Here is a 14395-nt window from a genome sequence, read left to right as displayed (position 1 = left end):
CGACTCGATACATCCAGACGATAGAACGGCCTTCCGGATGCGACAAGTGGGGAGACGGTGAACGGGATCACATCACTTATTCATCCGAGGCAAGTTGCCTGATTTGGGGTGAACTTCGGGGCTCGGAGGGTTTTGACGGTGCGTAGTCTGTGCGCCATGCACACCACCGGGAGCCGAGTGACGCAGGGGGGCGTCGTCGTCCTGGATGCGGTACGGATGAATGCGCGATCGACCGCATCCGTACTTCGGGGGGACCGGAAACCAGCCGTCGTCTCCAGGCGCACAGACGTGCGCCTGCCCGAGGAGTAGTCCTTCGATGAGCGAGCACCGTCGCAAACCGCCGCAGCCGCAGGGAGGCGGACGTGCCGAGGCCCGACGTGGCCAGTCCGGCTCGTCCTCCGGCCGCCGCGCGGCACCGCGAGGCGCCACCGGGTCTCCTTCCGACGCGTACGGGTCGAATTCATACGGATCGGCAGGCGAGGAACCGTCGTACGGCGGTCGCGCCGAGGCCCGCCGCGCGGCCCAGAGAAGCGGAGGCGGCCGACGCAGAGCGGCCGAACCGGGCCGCGGAGGCCGCCGCGGCATGCCCGACGGTCCCACCGGACCCGGGCGGGGACGAGGTCGCGCCGCCGTCCCCGGAAAGAAGCGGTTCATCGACTACCCGCGCTCCGGCAAGTACGGCGTGGCACGCTGGCTGCCCTCGTGGAAGCTGGTGGCCGGCCTGTTCATCGGGTTCTTCGGCAGCATGGTGGCCGTCGCGGGCATCGCGTACGCCATGGTGGGCGTCCCGGACATAGCGAAGACCGCCGAGGCCCAGAACAACGTCTTCTACTGGTCCGACGGCAGCGAGATGGTCGCCACGGGCGGTGAGACGAACCGTCAGATCGTCAACCTCTCGCAGATCCCCAAGGCGATGCAGTACGCCGTGATCTCGCAGGAGAACAAGACCTTCTACACCGACAGCGGCATCGACCCGAAGGGCATCGCGCGCGCCGTGTTCAACATGGCCAGGGGCGGTGAGACGCAGGGTGGCTCCACCATCACCCAGCAGTTCGTGAAGAACGCGATGCTGGACGACCAGTCCCAGACGGTCTCCCGCAAGTTCAAGGAGATCTTCGTCTCGATCAAGGTGGGCACCACGGTCTCGAAGGACGAGATCATGGCCGGCTACCTGAACTCCGCGTACTACGGTCGCGGGGCCTACGGCATCCAGGCGGCCGCGCGTGCGTACTTCAACAAGGACGCCGTCGATCTGAACCCGGGCGAGTGCGCCTTCCTGGCGGCGATGCTCAAGGGCGCCACGTACTACGACCCCGCGGGCGCCACCTCGCTCGACTCGTCGGCCACTCCCGAGGCCAACAGCAGGCGTGCCCTGGTGCAGATGCAGAACACCCTCGACAAGATGGTCGAGTACGGCCACCTCAGCGCCACGGACCGGGCCAAGTACACCAAGCTCCCCACGTGGCAGAACCCCCGCTCGAACAACAAGCTGAGCGGCCAGGTCGGCTACCTCGTCGACCTCGCCAAGGCGTACCTGGTCAACAACACCAACATCTCCGCCGACGACCTGCAGAAGGGCGGTTACTCGATCTACACGACCTTCGACAAGAAGAAGGTCAAGGAGCTCGAGACCGCGGTCACCAACGTCCAGAAGGCCAACATCAAGCCGAAGCAGCGCCCCAAGACGGACACTCACGTCCAGTTCGGCGCCGCTTCGGTGGAACCGTCGACCGGTGCCATCAGGGCGATCTACGGCGGTGAGGACGCGACCAAGCACTTCACCAACAACGCGGACGTGACCGGTGCCCAGATCGGTTCGACCATGAAGCCGTTCGTGCTCGCGGCGGCGATGCAGTGGGGTGTGCGCGACAAGAGCCTCGGTGCGGAGCAGGCGCAGGACGAGCGCACCCAGATCTCCCCGAAGAGCCTGTACAGCGGCAAGAACAAGCTGAAGATCAAGGACTACGACGGGACGATCTGGAAGAACGAGAAGGGCGAGGAGTGGCTGCAGACCAACGACGGCAACGAGTCGTACGGCTCTCCTCCCAAGTACCAGATCGACCTGCGTGAGGCGATGCGGGAGTCGGTGAACTCCGCCTTCGTGCAGCTCGGCATGGACGTCGGGCTGGACAAGGTGAAGGAAGCGGCGATCGCGGCTGGCCTCAAGAAGGACAGCCTGGCCGGCACGAGCTTCCCGTCCTTCTCGATCGGTATCTCCGACCCGAGCGCGATCCGTATGGCCGGTGCTTACGGCACCTTCGCCTCCAGCGGCAAGCAGCGTGATCCGTTCTCCGTCACCAAGGTGACGAGCAAGGACGGCACGGTCTTCACCCACGAGGACAAGGTCACCCAGGCGTTCACCGCGCCTGTGGCCGACAACGTCACCGACGTGCTGAAGACGGTGGTCGAGAAGGGCACGGGTACCAACGCCCAGCTGCCCGGGCGCCAGGTGGCCGGCAAGACCGGTACGACCGACGGCAACAAGTCCGCCTGGTTCGTGGGTTACACCCCGCAGCTGTCCACGTCGATCACGATGTTCCGGTACGACGACGACGAGTCCCAGAAGAACCGCACCTTCCTGGAGATGTACGGAACGGGTGGCCAGGAGAAGATCCACGGTGCCTCGTTCCCGTCCGAGATCTGGCACGACTACATGACGGAGGCGCTGAAGGGTACGGAGGCGGAGGACTTCCCGACGCCTGAGCAGATCGGCGAGGTCGTCAACGACGTGCCCAGCCCGACGCCGACTCCGACGCCGAGCGAGACGCTGACCAGTCCGACGCCGAGCCCGACGCCCAGCGAGACGCTGACCAGCCCGAGTCCTTCGGCGAGCGAGTCGTGCCAGTTCAGCTGGCAGTGCACGGACACCGGTGGCACGGACACGGGCGGGACCGACGGCGGTGTGACCTCCACCCCGACGGCCACTGAGACCAGTGGCAACGGCAACAGCAGAGGCAATGGCAACGGAGGCCTCTTCGGAGGGTCGAGCGGCTAGCGCCAAAGCACCCGGCACGGGTGTTTCACGTGAAACGTCCACATGTTTCACGTGAAACAGGGGCCGTCGCACCTGAGTGGGTGCGGCGGCCCTCGGCGTATTCCTAGGCATGTACGGCAGGATGTGCGGCATGCCCAGCGCAGAATCGACGCAAGAGAGCGTGCACGAGCCGGATACGGTGCGGCCGACCAAAGAGGACAAGGTCGCCACGTCCGGCAGTGAGCTGATCGGCGGCCCCCTCGGGCGGCGCGCCCTGCTCGGGACGTCCTGGTGGACTCCCGTCAGAGTCATCGCGCTCGTCGCGATCGGCATGTTCGCCCTCGGCCTGATCCAGAAGGCGCCTTGCTACAACGGCGCCTGGTTCTTCGGTGCCAGCTCGCAGTACACGAAGGCGTGCTACTCGGACATCCCGCACCTCTATCAGGGGCGCGGTTTCGCCGACGGGCTCGTGCCGTACTTCGACAAGATCTCCGGCGACATGCCGTACCTCGAATACCCGGTGCTCACCGGCGTGTTCATGGAGGTCGCCGCCTGGCTCACACCGGGCAGCGGCAGCATCCAGGACCAGGAGCAGTGGTACTGGATGGTCAACGCCGGGATGCTGATGGCGTGCGCGGCCGTCATCGCGGTCTGTGTGACCCGGACGCACGCCCGCCGGCCCTGGGACGGTCTCTTGGTCGCCCTGGCGCCGGCCTTCGCGCTGACCGCCACCATCAACTGGGACCTGCTGGCGGTCGCTCTGACGGCCGCGGCGATGCTGATGTGGTCCCGTAGCCGCCCCCTCGCCTTCGGCGTCCTCCTGGGGCTCGCCACGGCCGCCAAGCTGTATCCCGTCTTCCTGCTCGGCCCCCTGTTCCTGTTGTGCTGGCGGGCCGGCAAGTGGCGGGACTTCGGCAAGGCGCTCGGCGGCACGGCCGTCGCCTGGATCGTCGTGAACCTGCCCGTGATGCTCTTCGCCTGGGACGGCTGGTCGCAGTTCTACAAGTTCAGCCACGACCGGGGCGTGGACTTCGGCTCGTTCTGGCTGATCATGGCCCAGAACTCGTCCGACCCGCTGACCACCGACACCGTCAACAACCTGGCCACCGCACTGGTGGTGCTCTGCTGTGTGGGCATCGCGGTACTCACCCTGACCGCTCCCCGCCGACCCCGCTTCGCCCAGCTCGCGTTCCTGATCGTCGCGGCGTTCATCCTCACCAACAAGGTCTACTCGCCGCAGTACGTCCTGTGGCTGGTCCCGCTGGCCGTGCTGGCCCGGCCCAAGTGGCGGGACTTCCTGATCTGGCAGGCGTGCGAGGTCGCGTACTTCCTGGGTATCTGGATGTACCTCGCGTACACGACCAGCGGCGACGCCCACAAAGGACTGCCGCAGGACGGCTACCACTGGGCCATCGGCGTGCACCTGCTGGGGACGCTGTACCTCTGCGGCGTCATCGTGCGCGACATCCTGATGCCGGAGCGGGACCCGGTGCGCAGGTCCGGCGACGACGATCCATCCGGAGGCGTGCTGGACGGCGCGGAGGACGTCTTCGTCGTCGGTCCGGCGGCCCATCCGCCGCGGCACGCGGCCTACTTCGAGGGGCCCCAGGTGGAGTGGGGCAGCGGTGGAACGGCATCCTCCAGGGACAGTTCGCTCTGAGCGAACAGGGCCTGCGAGGCCCAAGCAGAAGGCCGTACACGGAGTTCCGTGTACGGCCTTCGGTCTGTCCGCTGCCTCAGCGGTCGACGATTCGGTCGAACTGCGTGGTGGTGTGCCGCAGATGGGCCACCAGCTCCTCGCCGACCTTCGGCTCCGGCGCGTCCGACGGCACGAAGAGGATCGACACCTGCATGTGCGGCGGCTCCGCGAACCAGCGCTGCTTGCCGCCCCAGACGAACGGAGAAAGGTTCCGGTTGACCGTGGCGAGGCCGGCCCGGGCGACGCCCTTGGCGCGCGGCATGACGCCGTGCAGGGCCTTCGGGGCCTCCAGGCCCACCCCGTGCGACGTGCCGCCCGCCACGACCACCAGGTAGCCGTCCGAGGCCGCCTTCTGCTGGCGGTAGCCGAAGCGGTCACCCTTGGCGACCCGCGTGACGTCCAGGACGGCTCCGCGGTACTCGGTGGCCTCGTGGTCGCCCAGCCACAGCCGGGTGCCGATACGGGCGCGGAAGCGGGTCTGCGGGAACTGCTGCTGCAGCCGGTGGAGTTCCTCGGCCTTGAGGTGGCTGACGAACATCGTGTGCAGCGGCAGCCGGGCCGCGCGCAGGTGGTCCATCCAGCCGATGACCTCCTCGACGGCGTCCGAGCCGTCCGTGCGGTCCAGCGGCAGGTGGATGGCGAAGCCCTCCAGGCGGACGTTCTCTATGGCGGCGTGCAGCTGGGGCAGGTCCTGGGCGCTGATGCCGTGCCGCTTCATCGAGGACATCACCTCGATGACCACGCGGGCGCCCACCAGGCCGTACACGCCGTCGATCGACGACACCGAGCGAATGACCCGGTCGGGCAGCGGGACGGGCTCCTCGCCGCGCCGGTACGGCGTCAGCACCAGCAGGTCACCGCCGAAGTAGTCCTTGATCCGCGCGGCCTCGTACGTGGTGCCAACGGCGAGGATGTCGGAGCCCAGCCGAGTGGCCTCCTCCGCCAGCCGCTCGTGCCCGAAGCCGTAGCCGTTGCCCTTGCAGACCGGGACGAGCCCCGGGAACTGCTCCTGCACGTGCTTGTGGTGCGCCCGCCAGCGCGCGGTGTCGACGTAGAGCGTGAGCGCCATGGCCGGACCTGGAACCTTTCTGGTGGCTGCGGTGTATCAGAGGTATGGAAGCGAACGAAGCTGTCGGACTTATCGAAGCAAACGGCCGGGGCCGATGGGGCTCAGCGGCGCGACATGTAGATGTCGAGCGCCTTGTGGAGCAGCTTGTTGAGCGGGAAGTCCCACTCGCCGAGGTACTCGGCGGCCTGGCCGCCCGTGCCCACCTTGAACTGGATCAGACCGAAGAGGTGGTCGGTCTCGTCCAGCGAGTCGGAGATGCCGCGCAGGTCGTAGACGGTCGCGCCGAGCGCGTAGGCGTCGCGCAGCATCCGCCACTGCATCGCGTTCGAGGGCCGGACCTCACGGCCGATGTTGTCGGAGGCGCCGTAGGAGTACCAGACGTGCCCGCCGACGATCAGCATCGTCGCCGCCGACAGGTTCACGCCGTTGTGGCGGGCGAAGTACAGCCGCATCCGGTTGGGGTCCTCGGTGTTGAGGGCCGTCCACATGCGCTGGAAGTACGACAGCGGGCGGGGCCGGAAGTGGTCGCGCACGGCCGTGATCTCGTACAGCCGCTGCCATTCCTCGAGGTCCTGGTAGCCGCCCTGGACGACCTCGACCCCGGCCTTCTCGGCCTTCTTGATGTTGCGGCGCCACAGCTGGTTGAAGTTCTTGTGGACCTCTTCCAGAGACCGGTTCGCCAGCGGCACCTGGTAGACGTAGCGGGGCTGCACGTCGCCGAAGCCGGCCCCGCCGTCCTCGCCCTGCTGCCAGCCCATCCGGCGCAGCTTGTCGGCGACCTCGAAGGCGCGCGGCTCGATGAAGTCGGCCTCGATGTCGCGCAGGCGCTTCACGTCCGGGTTCTGGATGCCGGCCTTGATGGAGATGGCCTCCCAGCGCCGGATGATCACCGGCGGGCCCATCTTCACGGAGAAGGCGCCCTGCTGCTTGAGGTGCGCGAGCATCGGTTCCAGCCACTCGGTCAGATTCGGCGCGAACCAGTTGATGACCGGGCCTTCGGGCAGATAGGCCAAGTAGCGCTTGATCTTGGGGAGTTGGCGGTAGAGGACGAGGCCCGCGCCGACCATCTCACCGTTGCGGTCGTCGAACCAGCCGAGGCTCTCGGAGCGCCACTCCGCCTTGACGTCGGCCCAGGCCGGAACCTGCATGTGGCTCGCCGAGGGCAGGCTCTGGATGTACGCCAGATGCTGCTCGCGGCTGATCGTCCTCAGGGTCAGGCTCATTCGGGGCGCTCCTCGGGCTGGTGTGTCCCCATGGGTACAGGGGCTCCGGCTCTCGCGCCGAAGCCTACTGCGCCTTGCGAGCGCCCCGACTGGGCGTACGGAACCTGCACCCCGGCTCATGGGCCGCCGAGGTGTTCCGCGGTGCTTTGTGTGGAGTTAAAGGGACGGTGTCCCTGGCATCAGCTGATGACCCCGCCGAAGAGGCCGCCGTGCGCCATGCCGAGGAAGAAGCCGACACCGGCGGCGCCGAGACCCAGGATGAGTCCGAAGCGCTCGCGGGTCGTCTCCGAGATCCACTGGCCGTACGCGCCGGTGAGGATCCCCACCAGGCCGGTCCAGGAGCTGAGCAGGTGCAGGCTGTGGAAGAAGCCCGTCACGAACGCCGTCAGACCGAGCACCAGGGTCACCGCGAGCAGCGTGTCCTGGAGCGGGTGGGGCTTTCCGTCGGTGGCGAAGAGGCCTCCGACGGTGTTGGGTCGCAATGCTTGTGCCATGGGGCACCTCCTGCGAAAGGCGGCGCATCGTAGCGCCATACACACCCGATGTGTACAGATTGACGGTCCCCCGGGCCGGATTTCAACCGGAAGCCGGTGTGCGGGTACTCTGTACTCTCTGCACCGGTGTCTGCCCAGGCCAGCACGGGCGAACCGCGAGGTCAGCCCGATTGTCAGTGGCGGCCGATACCGTTGCGTACGCATCACAACCCTCCTGCCACGGAACGACCGTGGCCGCTGAGTCCAAAGGAGGTGGGTTCCACATGCGTCACTACGAGGTGATGGTCATCCTCGACCCCGATCTGGAGGAGCGCGCTGTCGCCCCCCTGATCGAGAACTTCCTCTCCGTCGTCCGTGAGGGCAACGGCAAGGTCGAGAAGGTCGACACCTGGGGCCGTCGTCGTCTCTCGTACGAGATCAAGAAGAAGCCCGAGGGCATCTACTCGGTCATCGATCTGCAGGCTGAGCCCGCGATCGTCAAGGAGCTCGACCGCCAGATGAACCTGAACGAGTCGGTCCTCCGGACCAAGGTCCTCCGCCCCGAGACCCACTGAGCTCTCCCGCTCAGCTGATCTCGGGATTCGAGTAGCAGCAACCAAGCAGCCAGAGCAGCAAACCCGCCGAGAGGTTCCCCCATGGCAGGCGAGACCGTCATCACGGTCGTCGGCAATCTTGTCGACGACCCCGAGCTGCGCTTCACCCCCTCCGGTGCGGCGGTCGCGAAGTTCCGTGTCGCGTCCACTCCCCGCACCTTCGACCGCCAGACGAACGAGTGGAAGGACGGCGAGAGCCTGTTCCTGACCTGCTCGGTCTGGCGTCAGGCGGCGGAGAACGTCGCGGAGTCGCTCCAGCGAGGCATGCGCGTCATCGTGCAGGGCCGGCTGAAGCAGCGGTCCTACGAGGACCGTGAGGGCGTCAAGCGCACGGTCTACGAGCTGGACGTCGAGGAAGTCGGCGCCAGCCTGCGGAACGCCACGGCCAAGGTCACCAAGACCGCCGGCGGTGCCGGCCGCGGTGGCCAGGGTGGTTACGGCGGTGGCGGTGGCGGCCAGGGTGGCGGCGGCTGGGGTGGAAACTCCGGCGGCGGCCAGCAGGGCGGCGGCGGTGCTCCCGCCGACGACCCGTGGGCGACCGGCGCTCCCGCCGGTGGCAACCAGGGCGGCGGTGGCGGCTGGGGTGGAAACTCCGGCGGCAGCGGTGGCGGCGGCTACTCGGACGAGCCCCCCTTCTAGACCTCACGGTCGAGGGCGGGTCGTACCCAAACTTCTTGATCACACAGGAGAAACACCATGGCGAAGCCGCCTGTGCGCAAGCCGAAGAAGAAGGTCTGCGCTTTCTGCAAGGACAAGGTCCAGTACGTGGACTACAAGGACACGAACATGCTGCGGAAGTTCATTTCCGACCGCGGCAAGATCCGTGCCCGCCGCGTGACCGGCAACTGCACGCAGCACCAGCGTGACGTCGCCACGGCCGTCAAGAACAGCCGTGAGATGGCGCTGCTGCCCTACACCTCCACCGCGCGATAAGGGAAGGGTGACCGACTAATGAAGATCATCCTCACCCACGAGGTCTCCGGCCTCGGTGCCGCGGGCGACGTCGTCGACGTCAAGGACGGTTACGCTCGCAACTACCTGATCCCGCGGAAGTTCGCTATCCGCTGGACCAAGGGTGGCGAGAAGGACGTCGAGCAGATCCGTCGTGCTCGCAAGATCCACGAGATCCAGACCATCGAGCAGGCCAACCAGGTCAAGGGCCAGCTCGAGGCCGTCAAGGTCCGTCTGGCTGTCCGCTCCGGCGACGCCGGTCGTCTCTTCGGTTCCGTCACCCCGGCCGACATCGCCTCGGCGATCAAGGCTTCCGGTGGCCCCGAGGTCGACAAGCGCCGCATCGAGCTGACCGCTCCGATCAAGACCCTGGGCGCCCACGAGACGTCCGTGCGTCTGCACCCCGAGGTTGCCGCCAAGGTCAACATCGAGGTCGTCGCGGCCTGATCGCTGCGCTCGGCTTGAACAGCTTCGGCTGAAGAGCTGAGAAGGGGCCGCACCCCCAGCGGGTGCGGCCCCTTCTGCGTGCCGCGAGGGGCGGCCAGGCGGCCATGTTTCACGTGAAACGATCAGTCCGACCGACCGGACGTGTTTCACGTGAAACCGTCAGCTGGTCGCCCCCGTCAGCGGGTCGCTCCCGTCACCAGCCAGCGGCCCGAACGGGCGCGGAGCCAGAGGGTCAGCATCCGCACGGTCATCATCAGCGTCATGGCGGCCCAGAGAGCGGTCAGACCACCACCCAGCGCGGGAACGAGCAGGGCGACCGGTGCGAAGACCGCGAGGGTGACGAGCATCGCCCCTGCCAGGTACGGTCCGTCGCCCGCGCCCATGAGGACACCGTCGAGGACGAAGACGACTCCGCAGATGGGTTGTGAGAGGGCCACCATCAGCAGGGCGGGCAGGGCCGCGTCCTTCACCACCGAGTCGCTCGTGAACAGAGGCAGGAACACCGGGCGGGTGAGCACGACGAGCACGCCCAGGACAACGCCGACCGCGAGGCCCCACTCCACCATCCGGCGACATGCCTGTCGGGCTCCACGCGTGTCACCGGCACCGAGATAGCGCCCGATGATGGCCTGCCCCGCGATGGCGATGGCGTCGAGGGCGAAGGCGAGCAGGCTCCACAGGGACAGGATGATCTGATGGGCCGCGATGTCGGCATCGCCGAGCCGGGCCGCGACCGCTGTCGCGATCATCAGGATCGCCCGCAGCGAGAGCGTGCGGACGAGCAGGGGTACACCGGCCTGGGCGGAGGCCCTGATCCCGGCGGCGTCGGGGCGCAGGGACGCACCGTGCTTACGCGCTCCTCGGGTGACCACCACGAGGTAGACGGCGGCCATGCCCCACTGGGCGATGACGGTGCCCCAGGCCGAGCCCGCGATGCCCAGGTCGGCGCCGTAGACGAGGCCCGCGTTGAGGATGCCGTTGGCGACGAAGCCGGCGACGGCGACGTAGAGGGGTGTCCTCGTGTTCTGGAGGCCGCGCAGGACGCCGGTCGCGGCGAGGACGACGAGCATGGCCGGGATGCCGAGGGCCGAGATGCGGAGGTAGGTGATCGCGTAAGGGGCCGCGGTGTCGGAGGCGCCGAAGAGGCTCACCAGGGAGGGTGCCGCGGGGAGCACGACGGAGATGACGGCGGCGCCGAGCAGGAGAGCCAGCCAGATGCCGTCGATACCTTGACGGATGGCGGACTGAAGGTCGCCGGCGCCGACGCGTCGGGCGACGGCCGCCGTGGTCGCGTAGGCGAGGAAGACGAAGACGCTGACCGCTGTCGTGAGGAGGGCGGAGGCGACGCCGAGTCCGGCGAGTTGTGCTGTGCCGAGATGGCCCACGATCGCGCTGTCGGCCATGACGAAAAGGGGCTCGGCGACAAGCGCGCCGAAGGCCGGGACGGCCAGTGCGACGATCTCTCGATCGTGCTGTCGCCGGGCGGCCCTGGGGGCCGCGGGAGCCTGTGTCATGTGCACCAATCTAATCGTCCACAGGTAAGAGATGCAAAGCTTTTCTGACCCTTACCGTTTCACTCGGGGTGTGTACTTTCGCGTGGCGTTCGAAGCGATCTTGGTCCGAGTGGGGAAGTTTTTCTTCTGCACAGCCGGTGGATGGGAAAGGGGCAGGTCAGAGTGGGTCTGACGGAAGTCGCCCGGGCTTGTTCACAGGGCTGTCCACCGTGTCGTGCACAGGTTTTGCGGAGTTCTCCACAGCATCCGGGCCGTCGTCCACATGGCCTGTGGATAACCAGATTGGCTGACGGTGCCCACAGGCCTACCGTGGTCCGGCGCCCACTCCGTCCGGCGGCCGGGAAATCATCACAAAACCGACGCGCCCGTACCGGAGTTGGGCCTCTCATTTGTCAGTGCCGTGCCGTAGAAATGAGGGCATGGCTAGGTCCGCTCGGCGGACGGGAGGAGGTGGCTCGGTGAGCGTTTCCGAGCCCTTGGACGACCCCTGGGCCGACAGCGGGCCCAGCGACCGTCTGCCTGCCTCCCGCCGACGCGGCGACGGGGGCCGGGGCCGCGACGAACAGCACGACCGAGGCCGGGAGAACGGCGAGTGGGACGGCGGCGCCGCCTTCGAGCGCGTGCCGCCCCAGGACCTCGACGCCGAGCAGTCCGTCCTCGGCGGCATGCTGCTGTCCAAGGACGCGATCGCCGACGTCGTCGAGGTCATCAAGGGCCACGACTTCTACAAGCCGGCCCACGAGACGATCTTCCAGGCGATCCTCGACGTCTATGCCAAGGGCGAGCCGGCCGACCCCATCACGATCGGCGCCGAACTCACCAAGCGCGGTGAGATCAACAAGGTCGGCGGCGCATCGTATCTGCACACCCTCGTCCAGACGGTGCCGACGGCGGCCAACGCCGAGTACTACGCGGAGATCGTCCACGAGCGCGCGGTCCTGCGAAGGCTGGTCGAGGCCGGCACGCGGATCACTCAGATGGGATACGCGGCCGACGACGACGTCGACGAGATCGTCAACCGCGCCCAGGCCGAGATCTACGCGGTCACCGAGCAGCGCACCAGCGAGGACTATCTGCCGCTCGGCGACATCATGGAGGGCGCGCTCGACGAGATCGAGGCGATCGGCTCGCGTAGCGGCGAGATGACCGGCGTACCCACCGGCTTCACAGACCTCGACTCGCTCACCAACGGGCTGCACCCGGGCCAGATGATCGTCATCGCGGCCCGTCCCGCCATGGGTAAGTCGACGCTCGCACTGGACTTCGCGAGAGCGGCGTCGATCAAGCACAACCTGCCGAGCGTCATCTTCTCCCTCGAAATGGGGCGCAACGAGATCGCGATGCGTCTGCTGTCCGCCGAGGCCCGCGTCGCCCTGCACCACATGCGGTCCGGCACCATGACGGATGAGGACTGGACCCGGCTGGCGCGCCGCATGCCCGAGGTCTCATCCGCCCCGCTCTACATCGACGACTCCCCGAACCTGTCGATGATGGAGATCCGCGCCAAGTGCCGTCGGCTGAAGCAGCGCAACGACATCAAGCTCGTGATCATCGACTACCTCCAGCTGATGCAGTCCGGAAAGCGCTCCGAGAGCCGCCAGCAGGAGGTCTCGGACATGTCCCGTAACCTCAAGCTGCTGGCCAAGGAGCTGGAGGTCCCGGTGATCGCGCTCTCGCAGCTGAACCGTGGTCCCGAGCAGCGCACGGACAAGAAGCCGCAGGTGTCCGACCTGCGTGAGTCGGGTTCCATCGAGCAGGACGCCGACATGGTCATCCTGCTGCACCGCGAGGACGCCTACGAGAAGGAGTCGCCGCGCGCGGGCGAGGCGGACATCATCGTCGGCAAGCACCGTAACGGCCCTACGGCGACGATCACGGTCGCCTTCCAGGGCCACTACTCGCGGTTCGTGGACATGGCGCAGACCTGATCCGCCACCGTCCCCGGGACAAATGAGCTCGACGATCGCGCGTCCCGCGGGATGGACTGGGGGCATGACGACACCTCAGGAAGAGTTGCTCCCCGGTACCCGCAGGGCACTGCTGCACCGGATCGCCGTGGCCCAGGCCGAGGGGCGGGCGCCGTCGATGGTCGCGGCGGTCGTACGGGGCGGGGAGACGGTGTGGCACGGCTCGCGGACCTCGGTGGACGGGCACGGCCCGGACGAGAACGTGCAGTACCGCATCGGCTCGATCACCAAGACCTTCACGGCCGTTCTCGTCATGCGGCTGCGCGACGAGGGCGCGCTCGACCTCGGCGACCCCCTGGAGAAGTACCTGCCGGGCACCGGTGCGGGGGAGGCCACCATCGCCCAACTGCTCGCGCACACCGCCGGGTTGGCGGCCGAGTCACCCGCACCGTGGTGGGAGCGGACCCCGGGCGTGCTGCGTCCCGGTCTCGGCGACGTCCTCGGCGAGCAGCCGCTGGTGCATCCCGTCGGCCGGAGGTTCCACTACTCCAACCCCGGGTTCACCCTGCTCGGCGCTCTGGTCGAGGAGCTACGCGGTGCCCCGTGGGAGGAAGTTCTTCGGCGGGAAGTGCTCGAACCCCTCGGCCTCGACCGCACGAGCGGGCGACCGCAGGCACCGCACGCCGGCGGCTGGGCGGTGCATCCGTGGGCGGACGTGATGCTGCCAGAGCCCGCGGAGGACTTGGGCCGGATGGCTCCCGCCGGTCAACTCTGGTCCACCACAGGGGACTTGGCGCGGTTCGCGGTCTTCCTGGCCCAGGGGGACCCCCGCGTTCTGAGCGCCGAGTCGCTGCTGGAGATGCGGACCCCGGCGGCACCTCCGGAGGCCCCGGACGTGGCCGACGGCTATGCGTACGGCCTGGGTCTGGAGGTCCGGCGTCAGGGTGAGCGGCTGCTCGTCGGGCACTCGGGGTCCCTGCCGGGTTTCCTGGCCTGTCTCACGATGAGTGTCGAGGACGACGTCGCAGCGGTCGTCCTGGCCAACTGCACCTCCGGCCCGCTGCTCGCCACCGCCGCCGCCGACCTCGTCCGGATCGTCGCCGAGGCCGAGCCCCGCATTCCAGAGCCATGGCGGCCGATGCGCGAAGTCGACCAGGCCGTACTGGAGTTGGCCGGCCAGTGGTACTGGGGTACATACGGCTTCGCGCTGCGCCTGACGGCCGACGGGCTCGTCTCACTGGAGCCGCTGTCCGGGAAGGGACGCCGCTCGCGCTTCAAGGCCAACGGCGACGGCAGCTGGACCGGGCTGGAGGGCTATTACGCCGGAGAGCTCCTGAAGGCCGTACGACGGCCGGACGGGACCGTGAGCCATCTGGACCTCGGGTCCTTCGTGTTCACGCGTCAGCCGTACGGCGAGGAGGCTTCTGTGCCGGGTGGAGTGGACCCGGACGGATGGCGGGGGATCGGCTGACCCTCAGCTGGTGCGGCGGGCGTCCTGTTTCACGTGAAACAGGACGCCTCGCT

At 67.8% G+C, this 14395-nt stretch carries 12 protein-coding genes; 8 read left to right on the top strand and 4 right to left on the bottom strand.

What is annotated here, in order from left to right:
- Positions 1-316: 316 nt before the first annotated feature.
- Positions 317-2995, top strand: a complete 2679-nt coding sequence (locus ACQEWB_RS24410) for a transglycosylase domain-containing protein (protein ID WP_432834400.1) — start codon at positions 317-319, stop codon at positions 2993-2995.
- 130 nt (positions 2996-3125) lie between these two features.
- Entirely contained in the window at positions 3126-4634 is a 1509-nt protein-coding gene (locus tag ACQEWB_RS24405) for a glycosyltransferase family 87 protein (protein ID WP_432834398.1), read from the top strand.
- Between the two features lie 76 nt (positions 4635-4710).
- Here ACQEWB_RS24405 and ACQEWB_RS24400 read toward each other — a convergent pair whose 3' ends face one another.
- The 3 genes from ACQEWB_RS24400 to ACQEWB_RS24390 all read right to left on the bottom strand — a co-directional run bounded on the left by ACQEWB_RS24400 (position 4711) and on the right by ACQEWB_RS24390 (position 7459).
- Positions 4711-5742: an alanine racemase gene (locus tag ACQEWB_RS24400; protein ID WP_432834396.1), complete on the bottom strand. Its 1032-nt coding sequence runs from the start codon at positions 5740-5742 to the stop codon at positions 4711-4713.
- Positions 5743-5843: 101 nt separating this feature from the next.
- Positions 5844-6965, bottom strand: coding sequence for a peptidoglycan bridge formation glycyltransferase FemX (gene femX / locus ACQEWB_RS24395; protein ID WP_432834394.1), 1122 nt, complete (start codon positions 6963-6965; stop codon positions 5844-5846).
- A gap of 179 nt (positions 6966-7144) precedes the next feature.
- Positions 7145-7459 carry a hypothetical protein gene (locus tag ACQEWB_RS24390; RefSeq protein ID WP_432834392.1) on the bottom strand — a complete coding sequence of 105 codons (315 nt, stop codon included), beginning with the start codon at positions 7457-7459 and terminating at the stop codon, positions 7145-7147.
- A 263-nt stretch (positions 7460-7722) separates the two neighbouring features.
- Between ACQEWB_RS24390 and rpsF the strand changes: the two genes are divergently transcribed.
- The 4 genes from rpsF to rplI all read left to right on the top strand — a co-directional run bounded on the left by rpsF (position 7723) and on the right by rplI (position 9450).
- The gene (rpsF, locus tag ACQEWB_RS24385) at positions 7723-8013 is read left to right on the top strand and encodes a 30S ribosomal protein S6 (RefSeq protein WP_010353482.1); all 291 of its coding nucleotides are present in this window, start codon (positions 7723-7725) and stop codon (positions 8011-8013) included.
- A gap of 81 nt (positions 8014-8094) precedes the next feature.
- A complete protein-coding gene (locus tag ACQEWB_RS24380) occupies positions 8095-8691 on the top strand; it encodes a single-stranded DNA-binding protein (RefSeq protein WP_432834389.1) in 597 nt (198 codons plus the stop codon).
- Positions 8692-8748: 57 nt separating this feature from the next.
- Positions 8749-8985, top strand: a complete 237-nt coding sequence (rpsR, locus tag ACQEWB_RS24375) for a 30S ribosomal protein S18 (RefSeq protein WP_006381652.1) — start codon at positions 8749-8751, stop codon at positions 8983-8985.
- Between the two features lie 18 nt (positions 8986-9003).
- Positions 9004-9450: a 50S ribosomal protein L9 gene (rplI, locus tag ACQEWB_RS24370; RefSeq protein ID WP_142153548.1), complete on the top strand. Its 447-nt coding sequence runs from the start codon at positions 9004-9006 to the stop codon at positions 9448-9450.
- 176 nt (positions 9451-9626) lie between these two features.
- Here the strand turns inward: rplI and ACQEWB_RS24365 are convergent, their stop codons facing one another.
- Positions 9627-10964 carry an MATE family efflux transporter gene (locus ACQEWB_RS24365; RefSeq protein WP_432834386.1) on the bottom strand — a complete coding sequence of 446 codons (1338 nt, stop codon included), beginning with the start codon at positions 10962-10964 and terminating at the stop codon, positions 9627-9629.
- Positions 10965-11422: 458 nt separating this feature from the next.
- Between ACQEWB_RS24365 and dnaB the strand changes: the two genes are divergently transcribed.
- Both dnaB and ACQEWB_RS24355 read left to right on the top strand, forming a co-directional pair.
- A complete protein-coding gene (dnaB, locus tag ACQEWB_RS24360) occupies positions 11423-12892 on the top strand; it encodes a replicative DNA helicase (RefSeq protein WP_432834384.1) in 1470 nt (489 codons plus the stop codon).
- Between the two features lie 64 nt (positions 12893-12956).
- Complete coding sequence (locus ACQEWB_RS24355; protein WP_432834382.1) at positions 12957-14342, top strand: serine hydrolase domain-containing protein; 1386 nt, start codon at positions 12957-12959, stop codon at positions 14340-14342.
- Positions 14343-14395: the final 53 nt, after the last annotated feature.

Origin of the sequence: Streptomyces sp. CA-249302, from assembly GCF_050936785.1 — a bacterium.
Lineage (GTDB): Bacteria > Actinomycetota > Actinomycetes > Streptomycetales > Streptomycetaceae > Streptomyces.
Note: the sequence above shows the minus strand (reverse complement) of the source record. Positions and strands in the feature narration are given on the sequence as shown.

Coding starts and splice junctions, on each gene's coding strand:
- ACQEWB_RS24410 (WP_432834400.1), top strand. CDS start 317: ATGAGCGAGCACCGTCGCAAACCGCCGCAGCCGCAGGGAGGCGGACGT.
- ACQEWB_RS24405 (WP_432834398.1), top strand. CDS start 3,126: ATGCCCAGCGCAGAATCGACGCAAGAGAGCGTGCACGAGCCGGATACG.
- ACQEWB_RS24400 (WP_432834396.1), bottom strand. CDS start 5,742: ATGGCGCTCACGCTCTACGTCGACACCGCGCGCTGGCGGGCGCACCAC.
- femX (WP_432834394.1), bottom strand. CDS start 6,965: ATGAGCCTGACCCTGAGGACGATCAGCCGCGAGCAGCATCTGGCGTAC.
- ACQEWB_RS24390 (WP_432834392.1), bottom strand. CDS start 7,459: ATGGCACAAGCATTGCGACCCAACACCGTCGGAGGCCTCTTCGCCACC.
- rpsF (WP_010353482.1), top strand. CDS start 7,723: ATGCGTCACTACGAGGTGATGGTCATCCTCGACCCCGATCTGGAGGAG.
- ACQEWB_RS24380 (WP_432834389.1), top strand. CDS start 8,095: ATGGCAGGCGAGACCGTCATCACGGTCGTCGGCAATCTTGTCGACGAC.
- rpsR (WP_006381652.1), top strand. CDS start 8,749: ATGGCGAAGCCGCCTGTGCGCAAGCCGAAGAAGAAGGTCTGCGCTTTC.
- rplI (WP_142153548.1), top strand. CDS start 9,004: ATGAAGATCATCCTCACCCACGAGGTCTCCGGCCTCGGTGCCGCGGGC.
- ACQEWB_RS24365 (WP_432834386.1), bottom strand. CDS start 10,964: ATGACACAGGCTCCCGCGGCCCCCAGGGCCGCCCGGCGACAGCACGAT.
- ACQEWB_RS24355 (WP_432834382.1), top strand. CDS start 12,957: ATGACGACACCTCAGGAAGAGTTGCTCCCCGGTACCCGCAGGGCACTG.